The organism is Sneathiella sp. D3-11 (assembly GCF_055809395.1).
Genome location: NZ_CM147911.1, coordinates 1,595,538 through 1,613,054, shown reverse-complemented (window position 1 = coordinate 1,613,054; position 17,517 = coordinate 1,595,538). Strand labels below are relative to the sequence as shown.

Below are 17,517 nucleotides of genomic sequence, written 5' to 3'. Positions count from 1 at the left end.
GAATGGAAAGACTTTCTATGATCGAGTTACTTGGCATCAGCAAATCCTATGGCAGAAAAAAGGCGCTTGAGGGTATTTCCCTCACGCTTTCAAACGGTCAGTGTCTTGCTTTGGTGGGGCATAATGGTGCGGGTAAGACAACGCTCATCAAGATTATCTTAGGCCTCTTAAAGCCCAGTAACGGATCGGTGGCGGTATTGCACGGTGATCCAGGAAATCGGAGCTTCAATCGCAATCGTCGCCACATCGGGTTTTTGCCGGAGCAGGTACTCTTCCAGAAAACACTGACAGGGCGTGAAACTCTTGCCTTTTATGCGCGTCTTAAAGGGCTTTCTGTGAAAACACTCGATACGTATTTTGAACGTGTGGACTTGCTAGGCGCCGCGGACCGCCGTGTCGGGACTTACTCTAAAGGGATGCGGCAGCGTCTCGGTATTGCACAGGCACTCCTCGGGCAGCCAAAATTGCTGATATTGGATGAACCGACAAGTGGGCTGGATCCTGTTGCGCGCCAGAATATCTATAAAATTCTGGATGAAGAAAAGCGGAAGGGCGCCGCGGTACTTATTTCGTCACATGTTCTTACGGAACTCGATGACCGGATTGACAGGGTTGCTATTCTCAATGATGGAAAGCTGGTCGCGCAAGGATCTATTCCTACTCTTCGACATCAGATTGGTATGCATTCGCAGATGAAAATCAGTGCGGACAGGGAAATCTGTCGCGAGCTAATGACAATGTTCCAGAATGAGATTCCTGCGCGGAGCCAGTTTGCAGGGGAGGTAATTCTGACTTGCCCGCCTGCACGAAAAGTGGAAATTCTTGGTAAGGTGATGGCCTTTAGGGGCAGAATTCAAGACATTGAACTAACTGATCCAACGCTTGAACAGGTCTTTAATGCCTATTCAACGTCTGATCATTCTGCGGGGGAACTATCAGATGCCTAATATGCTGATACTTGCGCAAAAAGAAATCAGGGACGGTTATCGAAACAAATGGATTTCTGTCATGACACTGGTCATGGCAGGTTTTGCGTTGGTACTTGCGTTTCTCGGAAGCGCGCCTGTTGGAACTACCGTTATCAGTCCGCTTGCTGTAACGGTAGTTAGTCTCTCCTCTTTGGGTATTTTCTTTATCCCCTTGATTGCTTTGCTGTTATCTTATGACAGTATTGTTGGAGAAGATGATCGTGGCACCCTAACCCTGTTGCTTGCCTATCCGATAACTCGTTCTGATATCGCGCTTGGTAAGTTTCTTGGACAATTATTTATACTCGCCTTCGCTATTATTGTCGGATATGGCTCTGCCACTCTCGCGATTGCATCGTTCGGGGAAATGCCTGTGGCTGACTTGCCGTGGAGCATATTTCTGAAGCTGGTTTTCTCTTCCATTCTGCTCGGGTGTATTTTTCTCGCGCTGGGTCTGCTCCTAAGCATTTTAACAAGGGAACGCGGAACGGCCGCTGCAGGTGCCATCGGCATCTGGCTGGTATTTGTCGTATTGTTTGATATGGCTCTGCTTGGAATTCTTTCCTCCGGAGCCTCAAGCCTTATCCCGGACGACGCCGTTAAATGGATTATGATGGCGAGCCCATCAGATGCGTTTCGAATGTATAATTTGGCAACTAACAACGAGACTGCGTTGTTATCGGGGATGTCGGGATTGCGCGCCGATCAAGTTGTCCCCGCCTCAATATTGCTTGTTTTTCTATGCAGCTGGATAGTCATCCCGCTTTTTGCCTCCTGCGTTTTTTTCCAACGGAGGGCGTTATGACCTCAATTTTCAGAGTGGGATCGGCCCTGATATTTTTGTTGCTCGTATCCGCCTGTGAAGATGGCATTGGCGATATTCCTTTGCCGCAGGCGTTGCCGGAAGGGGCTGTTGGTACATATTGCGGGATGATCCTGACTGAACATGCCGGGCCAAAAGCGCAAATATTTGAAAAGGGTCGCTCGGAACCACTCTGGTTTACGGCGGTCCGGGATGCAATAATCTATACCCGGCTACCCGGTGAAGGACAGAGCGTCGTCGGTTTCTATGTCCATGATATGGCGCGCGCTAGCAGCTGGGAAAAACCACAATCTGAAGGTATCTGGATTACTGCCGATGCCGCTTTTTTTGTTGTTGGCAGCAATAGGCTTGGTGGTATGGGGATGCCGGAAACGGTGCCCTTCGGGACAGTAGAAGCCGCCGAAACTTTTGCGGAAAAATACGGAGGACATGTGTTTAGGTTAACCGAAATTCCAGTCTCCGCTCTGTTAGTTATGGATACAGACAATGGTGACAAAATTGCCGATCAACATTTTGGGGCAGAGTCGCAAAAATGACAAAAATACCACCCATACCAAAAATTACCCGCCGCCGCTTTATCATCACGGCAAGCGCAGCTGGCGCTTTTGCTTCCCAGCCCGTAAGCGCGGCCACATTGGCGGGCGGATTACAGCAGGTTAACTGGAAAGGCGCGGCACTGGGAGCCGAGGCCTCCATTCAGCTATTCCATCGCGATCCGCAATGGGCGAGAGAGCAGCTTCAACGATGTCAGAAGGAAATCTATCGGCTCGAAGAACTCTTCAGCCTGTATCGCCCTGATTCCACGATCTGCCGGTTGAATGCGGATGGATATCTCGATAATCCGGATATTGAGTTCTTGAATCTCCTGTCATTGTCAAAGTCATTCTCTGAGCAAACGAAGGGTTTTTTTGACGTAACGATACAGCCGCTCTGGAAACTATATGCCGATCATTTTTCCGAAAATAATGCAGACCCGTTTGGTCCATCGCCTTCAGCGATCAGTGCGGCACTTGAGAAAGTTGGATCCTCGAAGATTGAACTGTCTGCCAGCCGGATAACGTTCAAACGACCCGAAATGGCAATTACCTTAAACGGTATTGCCCAAGGCTATATAACTGATCGTGTCTCAGACCTTCTCAAATCGGCGGGCTTCGAAGATGTCCTTGTTTCTTTGGGCGAAAACTTTGCATTGGGCAGGAAATCAGATGGAAGTCCATGGCGAGTAGGGATTCTGTCGCCGGCCGATGGGAAAACAATTTCATCGACCGTAAATCTGACGAACAAAGCGCTCGCGACGTCAGGGGGATATGGAAGTCCTTTTTCTGAAATATCCAAGGCTAATCATCTTCTCAATCCACAAACTGGAGAATGGTCAGAGCTTAATCGCTCTGTTTCAGTCATATCCAGTTCCGCCACTCATGCAGATGCTGCGTCGACAGCGCTTGCCTTGATGACCAGTGAGGAACGTGCTGATTTTATTGAAAGGCAGCCTTTAATAGAAGAGGTGATTTACGGATAAATTTTGCACGGTCAGAAGAAAACTGCCTCCAGAAATTCTTTGCCCTTTACATTTTAGTCTTTTCGAACGCCATCAGGAAGTATTCTTCGTTGATAAAGCTGCCGGTTCGGCAAACATCTGATTGTATATTGCGAAAATGATCAGGAGAGATGGTACTGCAATGAAGCCGCCCAAAGGCCCCCATAGCCAGATCCAGAAGACGATGGCAAGGAATACGATAAAGGGGTTCAAGGTTACTCGACGGCCGATCACCAATGGCGTTATGATCTGAGCTTCCAAGAGATTAATTGCCAGAAATACAAAGGCCGGTGTAACCATGCCCCAAAGAGACGCCGAACTGATCAGACCGACACCAAGCAAGACAACGAAAGTAACGGCCGGTCCAATAAAAATCACATAATTGAGAACGGCGGCGAGCATTCCCCAAAGCAAAGGTGAAGGGACGCCCAATGCCCATAACGCAAGGGTTACGCTTAATCCCATTCCAATATTTATGATGGTTATCGCGAGGAGATAGTCCGATACATTGTTTTCAATTTCACGGAAAACACGCGCCATGTGCCATCGGGTTCTTCGGCTCATCGGCAAGCTCAATATGGTTCTTCTCAAGGTGTGGCGCGCCGCAACGAAGAAATAGAAACTCGCTAGAAATAGCACTATTTGACCGGCAATGGTGGGGGCAAGAATAGCAGCGTCCTGAACGGCGGAGCTATCGTCTACGACAACGGTATCCTCGCTTTTCTGACCCGTTACGCTTCGAAGCTGAGCCTGCAATTCCGAGATTGTGTCCAGGTTATCCTGCCAGCTCGCGAGCTCAAACCGCAGCCTCGCCCAAATTCTGGGTAATTGGTCAATCCAGGTCGACAACGGGGCCGCAAATACGGCGATTGCTATGCTTATTAGGATAATAAACAGCAACACAACAATCGCCGCCGAGCGGGATGCCGGAATATGAAATCTTTCAATGCGGTCCGCTATTGGGCCGAACATGATACCGATCACAACCGCAAGCATTATGGGCGCCAGGATTGTCTTGGAAAAATGCAGCGTTGCGACAAGTGCAACTAAGGCAAGGAATATAATCGATACTCTCGCCGCCGCTTCAATTCTGCTTCTATGTTTTGAAGCAGCAGAGGAGGTGCCGATTGTTACTTGTTCCAAGTTTTGCATTTCGGTGTGTCCGATGCCGGTTTCTAAACGTGTTCTTCTTCTTGTTGCTTGCGTTTATCAAACATCCGAGACATTTCAGTCGCATCCGCACCGCTTACCAGGTCTTTAGCAAGTTTAAATACGTCTTGTTCTTCTTCCTCGATATGATGTTCAAGCTCATCTTTTAGCTTTTCGAATTTCTGTATCCAGCCTGCGCTGCTCATATCCATGTCAGAAAGCTCATTGATCAGTTCATCCGCACCTTGATGCTCAGAAACGCTATGGCGTGCTTGTTCCTGGCTATTCGGATCCTCGATCAGAACGGCGTAGAGGGTTTGCTCTTCGGCGTTGGCATGGCTCACTGCTTCTGCCTTGAACTGTTCGAACAGGCGACGCCGTTCGTCGGAATTTCCCGACGTCTCCATAATTTGATTAGCGAGGTTCTTTTGTTTATCGTGATCCTTGATGAGGCGCTCATAGATATCCATAGATCTGCTCCTTGTGTTGTTTGACGCATTACAAACATCCGCAAACGCAAAGAGTTCCCAATGAATGAGATTTTTTGGGGGACAACGCTTATCGATCCGTCGGAGTTACAGCTCTAATTAAGCGATTTTTTCCACCACATCTTGAGCAATTGTTTATGTCGCAATTGAGTGAAGTAGTATTTTCTGGCGTTTGGATTAGCTGAAATAATTCTTTCTACGCGTCGGATATCTGCCGGTTTCAGCATGCCGTCCACATAGCGCTGGACTTCCTCCTTGCTAAACTCGCTTGAACTCATACCACTAGAATATTTGTCATGAGGCAATGAACAACTCTCTTTAGTCTAAATTTCCAATCCTACTCATATACCCAATGAATTTAGATCGGTTTTGGTTCCATGGAACTTTTTGCAGGCTGCGCTGTTTGTAAGTCTGTATGAAGCAAATTTGAGGAGAATCCAGATGATTGGTTGGGCAATAACATTTTTATTAATTGCATTGGTTGCGGCAGTATTTGGTTTTGGCGGGGTCGCCGCTGCCTCCGCTGGGATTGCAAAGATTATTTTCGCGGTATTCATCATCCTGTTCGTTGTGAGCGCGATCGTACATGTCATCAGAGGCCGTAAACCTCCTATGTAAGTAGCGAACTTTCCATATTTCAGGATAGCACGGTTAAATTGATCAAAACGGCACTTCTGTTGAAGTGCCGTTTTTGTTTCTCGTAAAGAACCAGCTCTTGTAAGATGGGAAAATGAAATATTTATCCCTGAAGTTTTTCTCAGCTTATCTCGCAGTTTTGCTCTTCGGCTTGGTGTTTTGCACATTCCTGCTTGTTGTCGGTGAAAGCCGGATAAGGGCCGAAAGCAAAAATATTCAGCAATTGGTGCAGTCCCTTTTTGAAATGGAATCCGCGAACCTTCTGGTCGAAAAAATGCTTCTGAGCCAGCAGGGTTATATGATTTTCGGTGAACAACAATTTATTGAGGATTATGAAGAAACGACGCAGAGGCTCTCTAAAACGCTGACTGATTTGTCGGTCTTTAGCCTAGAGGATCAGTTACAACGAGGTATCCTCGGGTCAGTGGATCAAAAAATTTCCCTCCTTGAAACAGAACTTGAAAGCCGGGCAGCCAACAGGCTGACTGTGAATACAGCTGACATCGTTACTGCCAACCAAAAAATTGATGCGTTGAAAAGTGAAATTTCCGAGACTTTTGAAGCCCTTATTATCGAGGGAAAAAGTCTTCTCGATGCTCAAAGCCTGTCTGCGGAAAATAAAACAAGGCAAAATGAACAGCTCATGCTTGTAACGGCGGGCATTGCAATATTGCTGATTATATCGATCGCGGTGAATTTCATTCTCAGGCGAAGTTTTCGCCGTCTTTTTTCCGGACAGGTTTCTGAAGAAGAGCAGGTTTTGGAGCTGGCGGTTGAGGGTAGCAAGGACGGCATTTTCGACTGGGATATTCAGTCCGGAGAAGTTAATTACTCGGATCAGTTTATCGCCATGTTGGGATGTGATCGCGAAGAGTTCAGCGGGAAAGTTGAAGATTTTGCTGACAGGCTGCACCCGGAAGAAAAAGAAACAGTCCAAAACTATATCGAGCTTTATCTAAAGGGGCGTTTATCCGAATATTCAAGTACTTTCCGGATGCGGCATAAGTCCGGGCGATGGATTTGGATCAGGGCGCGGGGGGCTGTCATACAGGATGACAACGATAAGCCGTCTCGATTTGTCGGCACGGTTACGGATATTAGTGCAGAAAAAGACTACGAATTGAAACTTGAAGGGGCGATACAAAAGGCTGAAGAGGCGAATGCCGCGAAAAGCGAGTTCCTTGCCCATATGAGCCATGAAATAAGGACCCCACTGACAGCGATTACCGGTGTCGCGGACATACTAAACCAAGGCTCAGGTGAATTGGATCAGAAAAAGCAGAAACTAGTCAAAGTGCTGCATTCCAGCTCTATCAGCCTGAAGGATCTCATCTCGGACATTTTGGATTTCTCCAAGATTGAGAGTGGAGAACTTGAACTGGAGGAAACGTCTTTCAGCCTGCCAAACATCTTTGAGCATATAACAAGTATTATGTCCGTCAGGACAAAAGAGAAAAATCTGGAATTTGTTTTCGACTATGCGGGCGTAAAGGAGCTTGAATTCTTCGGTGATCCTGTTCGCATTCGCCAGATATTGATCAATCTAATTGGCAATGCTGTCAAATTCACCGAAGAGGGCCATGTCCATGTGGAAGCCAAGACCGAAGATCAAGGTGATTTTTCAGTTCTCAGAATAGATGTCGAGGATACAGGTATCGGGATTTCCAAGGATCAGGCGAATCTGATTTTTGAACGTTTTAAACAGGCGGATTCGACAGTATCGAGAAAGTTTGGTGGCACGGGGCTTGGGCTTCCCATTTCGAAGAAGCTTGCCAGCTTGATGGGCGGGAGTATCGAAGTTGATAGCGAGATCGGCAAAGGATCTGTTTTCTCTCTTATCTTGCCAATCACCGGCGGCATCAAACAGTTCAAGGATGGATTTGAGCAAAGTGAAGCCGATAGAAAGAAGCGCATCGATGAAATGAAAGCCCAAATTGAAGAAACTCAAAAAGCCTTGCTTGTCGAAGACTACGAAGGAAATATTACCGTTCTAGGGCATATCCTGGGTGATCTGGATGTAGAGTTTGATATCGCAAAGACGGGTCTGGAAGCGGTCAATCTTTGGAAAGAAAATCACTACGGCCTCATTTTGATGGATATTCAAATGCCGGAGATGGACGGATTTACGAGTACCAGACTAATCCGGAGCATCGAAAGCGAGAAGGGGTTTGATCGAACGCCAATTGTCGGTATGACCGCCCACGCCCTTGTTAGCGATAAGGCGAAATGTATTGAAGCCGGTATGGATGGGTATTTGCCGAAGCCGATTGTTGAAATTGACCTGAAGGCGACTGTATTGAAATATCTGGGCAATATGTCGGCAGAAGAACTAGAAAGCCCGGATGTTTGATCCGGGCTTTCAGCAAAAACATTAATGAACTGTTGGTGCCTCTAGAAGCTGCTGTAAACTCTCACGGGCGCGTGAGAGACGGGAGCGTACCGTGCCGATCGCGATCTTCAGGAAATCGGATACTTCCTGGTAGCTCAGGCCCTGGACGCAAATCAGGATCAGAATTTCCTGATGTTCATGGGAAAGTCTGTTCATGGCCTCATTCACCGTCTTCAGTTCCATTTGCTTATCTTGTGGCGCTTCAATGGATTCTGCTTCCAGGTAGCTTTCCGGATCGTATTTTGTTTCATACTTTGCTTTCCGACGATAGTCAGATGCAAACTGGTTATACATGATCTTCGATGTCCATTTAAAAAGATCCGTGTTTTCCTGGAACAAATGCTTCTTCTCAATAGCTCTTAATAGCGTATATTGAAGTAGATCTTCTGCATCATGATTGTTCTGGGTCAGGCGACGGGCAAAATTCCTGAGACCGGACACTTCTGTAGTCAATTCTTGATTGTTGAACATTTGCGTCTTCCTTTTTGCTAGTCGTTTTCGATATTGCAAAATGGAAGTTAGCTGACCGATGTAACTTGTGATTTTCGCCTTTGTATGAATTGCGAAAGAGTTTGTTACATTTTTGTATGCGGCTGATAAAATGCCCTGAGGCTCTATAAAAAGGATAGCTTAAATGAATAAGGGCGCGGTCCTGTTAATTGATGATGATGAGGGGCTTCGGACAGTGCTATCGCACTATTTCGAGGCAGAGGGGTACTCAGTCATCACGGCAAAGGATGGCGCAGAAGTTTCAAATAAACTTGCCGCCGAGCAATTAGACGTCATTTTGCTTGATCTGGTGCTCCCCGATACGGAGGGTACCAGCCTTATTCCTGTTATAAGACAGTCGACATCAGCGCCGATTATCGTTGTCAGCGGGAAAAATGACACTACAGAGAAGATTATTTGTCTGGAAATGGGGGCAGATGACTATCTCACAAAACCCTTTGAGTTGAGAGAGTTAAAGGCTCGTATAAAGGCTGCGATGCGGCGCGCGAATGAACATAAAGCCGATCCTGCGGCGGTGTCTGAAACAGTAACGGAGACTGAGGTCATTGCTTTTGGCCGTTTCACACTGGATCGCGATCAGTATCAGGTTTTTGATAAGGACGGTAATTCCGTCGATTTCACCATTGGTGAGTTCCAGTTGTTGGAGGCCTTGGTAACCTCTCCTAAAAGAACCTTAAGTCGCGAACAATTGTTTGAAAAAACCCGCGATGGCAAGTTTGATGTTTATGATCGTGCAATTGATATTCAGATAGGCCGCATTCGTAAAAAGCTCGGTGAGGATGGGCCAATTCTTATCAAGACGATGCGCGGCGTCGGTTATATGTACGCGCCAAAAAGCTAGAGCCCGTCCAAAATATTGGAACTTTTTTTGATTTGTTTGTTTGTTGGATGCGAACGAAATCAAATGGAGTTTTACAATGGTCAAATCTACCGAAACTTACCCAGAAATTGACGAGCTGAAAGACGATCTTGCGGCTCTGAAAAAACATATGTCGGAACTGACGGCAAGCCTGAAACAGGATGGCGTTGATGAAGCAGAAAAAATTGGCGCAAGAGCCAAGGAAAAACTTGGTGAGTTGAAAGACCGAGGAAGTCAGGGTATCGAGCAGATCGAAGGCAGGGTCAGAGAGAAGCCAGGCCAGAGTATTGCGATCGCCTTTGCCGCTGGTTTCTTGGCCAGCATGCTTATGCGGAACCGGAGCTAACCCGTGAATCCGCTGCTGCAAATCCTACAACAAACGCTCGCCGATAATTTTGCGCCTAAAAAATCAGGCATTTTGCAACGTGGAGCAATAGGGGCGTTTGTTGTGGCCTTAGTCGTGGCCCTATCATTTATTGCGTTATTCTTCCTGGCGCTGTCCTTTTACAGCTGGATGCTCATGTATGTTGTGCCTCCTATGGCAGCACTGGCCACCGCCGGAAGCATCCTGCTGATATGTCTTATTGTTGTAACGGCGCTGTACTTCATTTTGAGGTCGAAGCCGAATACACCGTCGCAGGCGGATGAGACGGCCCGGATGATTTCGACCGTCGCCGCAATTGCAGGAGACGAACTTGGTAAAACAGCGGAAACCAACCCGAAGACGACGCTGCTTCTTGCGGGTGTCGCCGGCCTTATTGCCGGAAAGTATCTAAATTAGTTGGGAACTTTTTGAGCGATCAGGCGTTGGTTTTGTTGATAATCAAGAGAAAACGAAAGGACAGGCTGATGAATACAATTAGCAAGGAAGCACGCGTAATTTTTATGTTGGGACTTTTCGCCCTTGCGTCACTCTCTCTTGCTGCCTGCGAGACGATGGAAGGCGCAGGCCAGGACATAGAGAAGGCTGGGGAAGCTATTCAGAAAAAAGCAAATGAATAAATTTGCTTGAGCTGGTATCAGATGAGTAACCGAAACTCTTTCTCTTACAACATGTAACCAATAAAGCCGCCTTGGTCAGGCGGCTTTATCTTTGCACAAATTGCACTGTTGCCTTCTTTACTGACAATGGTCTACAAAGCGGCCTTGATAAGGCTCGACTGGAGTATACCCTTTCCGTCTATAATCAATTCTGCCATAATAATCATCGCCTTAGGATGCTATGCTGGCGGAGTTCGGCTGTTTACGTAGGAAAATGACATGAAGTGGGTGGCCCAGAAGCTTTGCACCGAAGCTGGTGACTACGAATTATTTGTGGAAAAACAGAAGCAGGACTGGGAATGTGATGAACCCATGGATCTGTGGAAGTGGGCAGTCGTGTTCCACGGTACAATTGTGGCGAGCGGGGCGACGAGAGATATGGAAGACGCGAAACGCATTGCCGAAGCCAGTATTCCGAAAGAAAACAACTAGATTAATTCGGTTGCCGGGTGATCGCATAAGCCTTTGGTTAGCCTTCCCAATCTTCTCCTACGGGTTTTCTTGACCGGTTCTTTTCAGTGTCTATCAGCCTTTCCGCCTCTTCACGATCGTCGGCGGTCGCGTCGTCTGGCAGGGAATTGTCATTTTTGAAAACCAAGGCAAATTCATAGAACATCGGAAAATGATCTGATCCGATATGCGGCTGCCGTTCAATGGACACGAGCTCAAACTCTTCCGAATGGAAAACATGATCCAGGGGCCATCTTAAAAATGGAAAGCGGGCGTCGAAAGAATTGAACATTCCGCGCCCCTGACGCGGATCCAGCAACTGGGAAATTCTGAGAAACCGCCGGGTTGTTTCTGACCAGGCGACGTCATTGAGATCTCCTGTTACGATCAGCGGCCGTTGTCTTTTCGCGGCTAACTTTCCGGCAACAAGTATCTCCGCATCTCTTCCTTGCGTATCCCGATGTGGAACAGGAGGGTCGGGATGGATGGAAATGAGGTCAAACAGGTGCCCGTCTGTGACTTTAAACGAACAATGAAAACTCGGAATTCCCTCATTTAATAAGTACTTGATTTCACCGCTTGGCATCTCCAGGCGAGAGGTCAAATACATCCCATAGCTGTTGTCCTGCGGACAGGAAATTTTTTGAGCATACTCAGTCAGCGATGCGTCAAGGGCGTCAACCCATTGCTGATCAGTTTCCATCAGGATGAGGATGTCAGGATCACGGGTGTTAATCAGCTTGATTAGGTCTTGATACCTTCGATTGCCTTGTTTCACATTACAGACGAATAGGCTTATAACGTCTTCGCCCTTACTATCTGTGGAATGTTTGGCTGACTGCTGTGCCCAAAGAGGCGTAAAGCGAATGATATAGATCGTTTGAATTGCAAGTGCCGCGACAAGCATTGCGAGAAAGATCAGGCTAATCCAATTGATGGGCAGAATTGCCAGCACGAAAATGGTTGTCGTGATTGAAAGGAGGGCGAGTTGAAGACGGCCGAAATCAAATACTCTAACTGCACCATGTGCAATGGGTATAAATGGAATCAGGCTAGCCAAAAAACTGAATGACGCAACTGTGCCCAACACATAATACGACATGAGATTCTTTCAAAAACTATCGGTTATCAGTATATAGAGCTCAGCATGAAATTACTGCTACAATTTCATCTTATATTGTTGAGATAAATTAGTTTAGGCGGCACTCCCCAGGTGCCGTTTGAGGAACTTGATGTGGGAATAAGTTTCATCGAGCATTTGCATCTGACGCTCAATTAAATCTGTTGTTGCTTCTGGCGATTCGCTGTTTAGGGCGTCACGGAATTGTTCGAGTGCAACACTCTCCGCTTTTTCCAGCTTTCTTAACAAGGCGATTTCCATATCATCTATCTCGGTCCTTAATGGCCTAAATAAATCTGAAGTCCGACCATCGCCGATCTCCTCTTCTGCTGCTTCACCGGCAATCGAAAGCGCGTGTAATCTAAGGTTAATTATGACGCTTTCTCGTGTTGAGGCAATCCTTCGGAAGGTTTCCCCCAAACTCCGACTTTTCGTGCGATACGCCGCAGTTGCGTAGAATTCACGCGCGTCTTCGCAAATGTTAATGAGATCACTCAGCATTTCTATCGTCGTATTTGGCATAATAAAACTTTCTTTGGCCTCCGCGTTCATTCGCATCAGCACCCCAACCAACAAACTGCTGAAAAAAAGTTCCTGAATGTGGGAACCTTTTGGCGAGTTCGGTGTTTGTCATTTGTGTAACGACTTCTGAACACAAAAGAGGATTAGATAATGCAAAAGAAATTTTTAGCGACAGCATCCATCATCGCCCTTATGGCTGTATCTCCCGCGCTTGCCGGAACCGCAAATACGGAAGACAGTACGGCGAAACAAGCCACTGAGCAGGTTAAAGAAGGCTGGGATAAAACCAAAAAGGCAGTCAAGGAAACTGCCGAGGATGCCTCTGATGCAACGAAAGACGCTTACAGGGAATTCAAGGCCTTTATCTTCAGTGATGATGACGGAAAGCTCGGCGTTGAACAGGTTCAGGTTAATCCTCGTACGACGGCAACGGGCATTATTGGCGAACCCGTTTATAACTTTAATAATGAGCGGGTCGGCGTCGTAGAGGACGTTATCCTTGATCAGGACGGCAAGGCCGTCATGGTTATCATTGGTGATGGTGACTTCTTTGGTTTGGGCAAGCTCGCGGCGTTTGACTATAACGCAATGGTCGAAATGAATGCGGATGGCGATATCGTCATGCCGCTCACAGAAGAAACCATCGAGCGTGCCGCAGAATTCTCATTTGACCGGAATGACACAGGCGAAAATGTTCGCATGATGCCAGCCAACGCTTACAGCGTGGAAAAACTTCTTGATGCCCAGCTCGTGAACGCGAAAGGCGAGACGTTAGGTGAAGTCGACGATATCACCTTTAAGGATGGGCAAGCCAGTCAGTTGATCGTGGGGTTTGATAAAATTCTCGGCTTTGGCGGCGAAGAAATAAGCCTGGCTTATGACGATGCGAAGCTCGTCAGGGACGGCGATGATGACTACAAATATACGCTTTCTGAAAAGAAGTCCTCGCTTATCAGTAATCATAAATCATTGATGAACTAAGCGCATTGGGCTAACTGAAAAGGAGAACGAAATGCTAAACCAAGATATTCTAAAGGGTAAGTGGAAGCAGATCAAAGGCGAGGCCCAGAAGAAGTGGGGCAAGCTGACCGACGATGATCTGGAACAGATAAATGGCGACCGCGAGATTTTTCTGGGGAAAATACAGGAGAATTATGGAGTTGCCAGAGAAGAAGCCGAAGACATGTTGGATGATTTTGAACGAGATCAAGTATCCTAGGCTAACCTGAACTAAGAGAGCGCTGCATTCTAAATGCGGCGCTCTTTTTGAATGTACCTTATTGCGCAGACAGTAAAGGCAGGGCGATCGGGAAACGGGCCTTAGAAAGCAGCAAGGAGCTTTTTGTCAGTAGATGAAAAAAACCCGGTAAAGGCTAATTTACCGGGGAAGGCTTTAGGCTGGCAGGGAGGACAAGCCTAAAGAAACTGAATAGTCGGGCCGAGAATAATCACTGTAATTTTCCATAACATATTCAACAGAGCGATCTGGCAGGCAGCTGATTTGATGACGAGTAATATCAATCTGACAATTGCAAACGCTTCAAAAATTTATGGGAACACGCCTCCTCCGCTTCTAACGCGACCTAGATAGTCAGGACTTCCCATCTGACCTCCCTTGAGAGCTAGTTCAAGGCCGTCAAACGGTCCTTCCGCATGTGCCTCAAAAATTGCTGCACCGGGAATTGTGGGAGCCAGAGCAGTCAGAGCATAGATCCCGAGTTGCCGAACTGCATAGCCGGACGTATCGCCACCAGAAATGACGGCGCGCCGTAATTTCCCTTTGGTAATCACGGCGCCAAGGATGCGGCCAAGGGATTCCCCAATTCTTCGATTTATATCACCGATATCAATATTGCTTTGTAAAACCGCACTTTTGAATTTACCAATGGCAGGGTCGTCCGGTCCAATTGCCGTGTAAATGAGGGGGCTTTGCTGTTTTGAAATCGCTTCAAGGGCGCGTTCAACGACGGTATTTTCAAATTGCATTAAATCACTATCAGAACGACAGGCCGTTGACGCGTCGAATTGGATGCCAGCAAAACCATTGCTAAGTGACCACTTAATCTGGTTGGCAGTTATCGGAGAAACAGAACCTGAAACGACAGCAATAATATCGACTTCGTCAATAGCGCCAGCTTCTTTCGGTTCAGGGATGAGCTTCTCATTTATCAGATGGCTTACTAGGGCATATTCTACCCCTTGTGAACCAACAACGAACTGAATAGCATCGCGATTTTCCCAGACGAGCTGGCCAGTTGCCGCTTCACTCGCCGCATCGATGCTATCAATAGTTAGAACCGACGTGATGTTGACGGCGGTGTGATCAAGTTTCTCCAGAGCTGTTGACGGGTTGTTTAACGCTTCCAAGTCGATTGTTTCAATCTTTCGATCTGTCTGGCGTTCCAAATGCCGGGCAACATTTGCTTCGCTCATAGGTGTTACCGGGTGCCGAGACATCACAGGGTGATGGTCAAGGCGAAAGACACCATCAGTTGACCCCGCAAATAGATTTCCAAAACACTGGTAGCGCCGCATCAGTGGCGCCGCGATTATTACAGGTATCCAGCGATTTTGAAAAATCTCCACACCTATATCAATTGCCTTACCTATGGAGCCAATTTCCGGAGATGAATCAAGTGTGGAACATGTTTTGTAATGAACGAACTGTGGTTTGAGGTTCGCAAGATGCTGAAATGCAGTCGGTAAATTTTTGGACATCCATGAGGGGGAAAGCGCACGACAAGTGGAGGCGACACCAATTCCCTTAAGGTTTGAAAATTTTGCGAGTTGTTTCTTAGTCGGTAAATCAAAGAAAAGGACGGAGGGCAAGCCGGAGAAAGTCAGGACCTCCATTACAGCGGCAGCACCCGTAAAGTCGTCTCCGTACCACGCTACAAGTGGTCCATCGGGCAAGCTATCCCGCATTTTTTCCCTACTCTTCAAAAATATAAGTTACATTCTTGACATAGTGATATGTTTATTACATCATTATACCAGTAGTCAATCATTACCGCATCACTTGAACGGATCTATAAAAGGGGAGGAAGCGTGACTAAACTCGCATTGTTCGGGGCAGGGGGAAGATGGGCGTTCGGCTGTCGATAAACCTCGCGAATTCCGATTTCGAGGTTCGCCATGTCGAAGTTTCAGAAGTTGGCCGATCAAGGCTAAAAGAAGAAGTCGGTATTGATTGCGTGGATGTTGAAGCCGCCCTTGAGGGGGCGGATGTCATTGTTCTGGCTGTGCCCGATACCGTTATCGGTAAGGTCGCTCATTCGATCATAGATAAGGTGCGGCCCGGTGCAATGGTCGTTTGTTTGGATGCGGCCGCGCCATTTGCCGGACATTTGCCACCGCGTGAGGACATAACTTATTTTGTTACCCATCCTTGTCACCCTCCCATTTTTAATGACGAGACTGACATGGTTGCGAAGCGGGACTTTTTTGGCGGATCTGCCGCGAAGCAGGGAGTTGTCAATGCTCTGATGCAAGGTCCCGATGAGGATTATGCGCTGGGTGAAAAAGTCGGCAAGACGATTTTTGCACCGGTAGCTAATACGTACCGGGTAACCGTCGAACAAATGGCCCTTCTTGAGCCAGGACTCTCGGAAACAATTTGCGCGACACTCATGTCTGTCATGAAAGAGGCGATGGATGAAGTGATTGAGCGCGGTGTACCTGCGGATGCCGCTCGTGATTTTCTTCTTGGTCACATGAATATTTTGGGTGCCGTAATTTTCCAGGAAATTGATGGTACGTTTTCGGATGCGTGTAATAAGGCAATCGAATTTGGTAAGCCAACCTTGATGCGTGATGATTGGAAGCGTGTTTTTGACAAGGAAGAAATTACTGCCAGCATTCACCGGATTACCTGAAAGCCAACAAGTATCTTCAATATAAGAGATAGAGGTTCGTCTGTCTGTGTAGTGCCGAATATAACACCAGTTTGAATACTATAATTTCGGCCGCAAAAGAGTAAATCGATATGCCTGCTTCTGATATGGGTGGGCGCAATTTAGTTGAGAATTTGGGCAAACGCCCCAAAAAATAAAAAAATTATTATCTAACTTGGAGGAAAAAATGAAACTCTCACGACTATTACTTTCTGTTGCGACCGCAGCGACATTGTTCGCTGCTCCGATGACTGCATCTGCTGCTGATTTAATTGCAGTTCTTACGCCATCACATGACAATCCGTTTTTTAAATCCGAAGCGGAAGGTGCCGTTCTCCGCGCGCAGGAATTGGGCTATGAAGCTCTCTCGCTTGTGCATGATGATGACCCGAATAAGCAGTCAGAACTATTCGACACAGCAATTGCCCGGGGCGCAAAGGCTATCATTCTTGATAACGCCGGTGCGGATGCGACGGTCGCTGCTGTAAAGCGGGCGAAGGACGCGGGTATTCCGTCTTTCTTGATTGATCGGGAAATTAAGGAATCTGGCATTGCTATAAGCCAGATTGTTTCGAACAACTATCAGGGTGCTCAGCTTGGCGCGGAAGAATTTGTCCGGTTGATGGGCGAGAAAGGTAATTATGTAGAACTGGTGGGCCGTGAAGCTGACACCAATGCAGGCATTCGTTCCTCAGGCTATCACGACATTATTGATCAATACCCGGATATGAAAATGGTTGCGCAACAGTCTGCAAACTGGAGTCAAACCGAAGCATTTGAAAAAATGGAATCTATTCTTCAGGCCAATCCGGATATCAAAGGTGTTATTTCCGGAAATGACACTATGGCTATGGGTGCCTGGGCTGCATTGAAGGCCGCGGGTCGCGAAGATATCATTGTCGTCGGGTTTGACGGATCAAATGATGTTCGCGATTCAATCCTGGAAGGGGGCATCAAAGCAACTGTCTTGCAGCCTGCTTACCGTCAGGCTCAATGGGCTGTTGAACAGGCCCATGATTATTTGACCAAGGGATCAACGGGCAAGCCAGAAAAGCAGCTTATGGATTGCGTTCTTATTACTAGCGAGAACGCCCCCAAGCTTGAAACATTCGCACTCAAGCAATGACAGTCC

The 17,517-nt window shown here is 47.2% G+C and carries 20 protein-coding genes and 1 pseudogene; 15 read left to right on the top strand and 6 right to left on the bottom strand.

Features of this window, described 5'->3' with window-relative positions; genetic code table 11:
* Positions 1 to 2: 2 nt before the first annotated feature.
* From AC0L73_RS08285 to AC0L73_RS08270, 4 genes are read left to right on the top strand one after another with little or no spacing between them, the layout of a single operon-like run.
* On the top strand, positions 3 to 947 hold the full coding sequence (locus AC0L73_RS08285; RefSeq protein WP_227952497.1) for an ABC transporter ATP-binding protein: 945 nt from the start codon (positions 3 to 5) through the stop codon (positions 945 to 947).
* Entirely contained in the window at positions 940 to 1,773 is an 834-nt protein-coding gene (locus AC0L73_RS08280; RefSeq protein WP_227952499.1) for an ABC transporter permease subunit, read from the top strand. The genes AC0L73_RS08285 and AC0L73_RS08280 overlap by 8 nt, the downstream gene beginning before the upstream one ends.
* A complete protein-coding gene (locus AC0L73_RS08275) occupies positions 1,770 to 2,327 on the top strand; it encodes a nitrous oxide reductase accessory protein NosL (protein ID WP_473655303.1) in 558 nt (185 codons plus the stop codon). The genes AC0L73_RS08280 and AC0L73_RS08275 overlap by 4 nt, the downstream gene beginning before the upstream one ends.
* A complete protein-coding gene (locus tag AC0L73_RS08270) occupies positions 2,324 to 3,310 on the top strand; it encodes an FAD:protein FMN transferase (protein ID WP_227952503.1) in 987 nt (328 codons plus the stop codon). Before AC0L73_RS08275 ends, AC0L73_RS08270 begins: the two co-directional genes overlap by 4 nt.
* 72 nt (positions 3,311 to 3,382) lie before the next feature.
* On the opposite strand, the gene AC0L73_RS08265 is transcribed toward AC0L73_RS08270, so the two are convergent.
* Entirely contained in the window at positions 3,383 to 4,480 is a 1,098-nt protein-coding gene (locus AC0L73_RS08265) for an AI-2E family transporter (RefSeq protein ID WP_227952505.1), read from the bottom strand.
* A 23-nt stretch (positions 4,481 to 4,503) separates the two neighbouring features.
* The gene (locus AC0L73_RS08260) at positions 4,504 to 4,947 is read right to left on the bottom strand and encodes a hemerythrin domain-containing protein (protein ID WP_227952507.1); all 444 of its coding nucleotides are present in this window, start codon (positions 4,945 to 4,947) and stop codon (positions 4,504 to 4,506) included.
* Between the two features lie 459 nt (positions 4,948 to 5,406).
* Between AC0L73_RS08260 and AC0L73_RS08255 the strand changes: the two genes are divergently transcribed.
* Both AC0L73_RS08255 and AC0L73_RS08250 read left to right on the top strand, forming a co-directional pair.
* Positions 5,407 to 5,583, top strand: a complete 177-nt coding sequence (locus AC0L73_RS08255; protein WP_227952509.1) for a DUF1328 domain-containing protein — start codon at positions 5,407 to 5,409, stop codon at positions 5,581 to 5,583.
* A gap of 112 nt (positions 5,584 to 5,695) precedes the next feature.
* Positions 5,696 to 7,951 (top strand): hybrid sensor histidine kinase/response regulator, encoded by a 2,256-nt coding sequence (locus AC0L73_RS08250; protein WP_227952511.1) that lies wholly within the window; start codon positions 5,696 to 5,698, stop codon positions 7,949 to 7,951.
* A 21-nt stretch (positions 7,952 to 7,972) separates the two neighbouring features.
* On the opposite strand, the gene AC0L73_RS08245 is transcribed toward AC0L73_RS08250, so the two are convergent.
* Positions 7,973 to 8,461: a sigma-70 family RNA polymerase sigma factor gene (locus tag AC0L73_RS08245; RefSeq protein WP_227952513.1), complete on the bottom strand. Its 489-nt coding sequence runs from the start codon at positions 8,459 to 8,461 to the stop codon at positions 7,973 to 7,975.
* Between the two features lie 163 nt (positions 8,462 to 8,624).
* Here AC0L73_RS08245 and AC0L73_RS08240 point away from each other — a divergent pair, with 163 nt between their 5' ends.
* The 5 genes from AC0L73_RS08240 (at position 8,625) to AC0L73_RS08220 (ending at position 10,832) form a co-directional block, all read left to right on the top strand.
* Positions 8,625 to 9,341 carry a response regulator gene (locus AC0L73_RS08240; protein ID WP_227952515.1) on the top strand — a complete coding sequence of 239 codons (717 nt, stop codon included), beginning with the start codon at positions 8,625 to 8,627 and terminating at the stop codon, positions 9,339 to 9,341.
* A 76-nt stretch (positions 9,342 to 9,417) separates the two neighbouring features.
* Positions 9,418 to 9,705: an ElaB/YgaM/YqjD family protein gene (locus AC0L73_RS08235; protein ID WP_227952517.1), complete on the top strand. Its 288-nt coding sequence runs from the start codon at positions 9,418 to 9,420 to the stop codon at positions 9,703 to 9,705.
* A 3-nt stretch (positions 9,706 to 9,708) separates the two neighbouring features.
* Positions 9,709 to 10,140 carry a hypothetical protein gene (locus AC0L73_RS08230; protein ID WP_227952519.1) on the top strand — a complete coding sequence of 144 codons (432 nt, stop codon included), beginning with the start codon at positions 9,709 to 9,711 and terminating at the stop codon, positions 10,138 to 10,140.
* A 104-nt stretch (positions 10,141 to 10,244) separates the two neighbouring features.
* Positions 10,245 to 10,361: an entericidin A/B family lipoprotein gene (locus AC0L73_RS08225; RefSeq protein WP_415776552.1), complete on the top strand. Its 117-nt coding sequence runs from the start codon at positions 10,245 to 10,247 to the stop codon at positions 10,359 to 10,361.
* Positions 10,362 to 10,619: 258 nt separating this feature from the next.
* Positions 10,620 to 10,832 (top strand): hypothetical protein, encoded by a 213-nt coding sequence (locus tag AC0L73_RS08220; protein ID WP_227952523.1) that lies wholly within the window; start codon positions 10,620 to 10,622, stop codon positions 10,830 to 10,832.
* A gap of 37 nt (positions 10,833 to 10,869) precedes the next feature.
* On the opposite strand, the gene AC0L73_RS08215 is transcribed toward AC0L73_RS08220, so the two are convergent.
* Positions 10,870 to 11,952 carry an endonuclease/exonuclease/phosphatase family protein gene (locus AC0L73_RS08215; RefSeq protein WP_227952525.1) on the bottom strand — a complete coding sequence of 361 codons (1,083 nt, stop codon included), beginning with the start codon at positions 11,950 to 11,952 and terminating at the stop codon, positions 10,870 to 10,872.
* A gap of 93 nt (positions 11,953 to 12,045) precedes the next feature.
* A complete protein-coding gene (locus AC0L73_RS08210) occupies positions 12,046 to 12,522 on the bottom strand; it encodes a PA2169 family four-helix-bundle protein (protein WP_227952527.1) in 477 nt (158 codons plus the stop codon).
* Positions 12,523 to 12,642: 120 nt separating this feature from the next.
* Between AC0L73_RS08210 and AC0L73_RS08205 the strand changes: the two genes are divergently transcribed.
* Positions 12,643 to 13,473: a PRC-barrel domain-containing protein gene (locus AC0L73_RS08205; RefSeq protein ID WP_473655302.1), complete on the top strand. Its 831-nt coding sequence runs from the start codon at positions 12,643 to 12,645 to the stop codon at positions 13,471 to 13,473.
* 31 nt (positions 13,474 to 13,504) lie between these two features.
* Positions 13,505 to 13,711 carry a CsbD family protein gene (locus AC0L73_RS08200; protein WP_473655301.1) on the top strand — a complete coding sequence of 69 codons (207 nt, stop codon included), beginning with the start codon at positions 13,505 to 13,507 and terminating at the stop codon, positions 13,709 to 13,711.
* Positions 13,712 to 14,040: 329 nt separating this feature from the next.
* On the opposite strand, the gene AC0L73_RS08195 is transcribed toward AC0L73_RS08200, so the two are convergent.
* Positions 14,041 to 15,417: a four-carbon acid sugar kinase family protein gene (locus AC0L73_RS08195; protein WP_473655300.1), complete on the bottom strand. Its 1,377-nt coding sequence runs from the start codon at positions 15,415 to 15,417 to the stop codon at positions 14,041 to 14,043.
* A gap of 123 nt (positions 15,418 to 15,540) precedes the next feature.
* On the opposite strand from AC0L73_RS08195, the pseudogene AC0L73_RS08190 reads away from it, so the two are divergent.
* A pseudogene (locus AC0L73_RS08190) lies at positions 15,541 to 16,367 on the top strand (phosphogluconate dehydrogenase C-terminal domain-containing protein).
* A gap of 205 nt (positions 16,368 to 16,572) precedes the next feature.
* Positions 16,573 to 17,511 carry a substrate-binding domain-containing protein gene (locus AC0L73_RS08185; protein WP_473655299.1) on the top strand — a complete coding sequence of 313 codons (939 nt, stop codon included), beginning with the start codon at positions 16,573 to 16,575 and terminating at the stop codon, positions 17,509 to 17,511.
* Positions 17,512 to 17,517 lie beyond the last annotated feature (6 nt).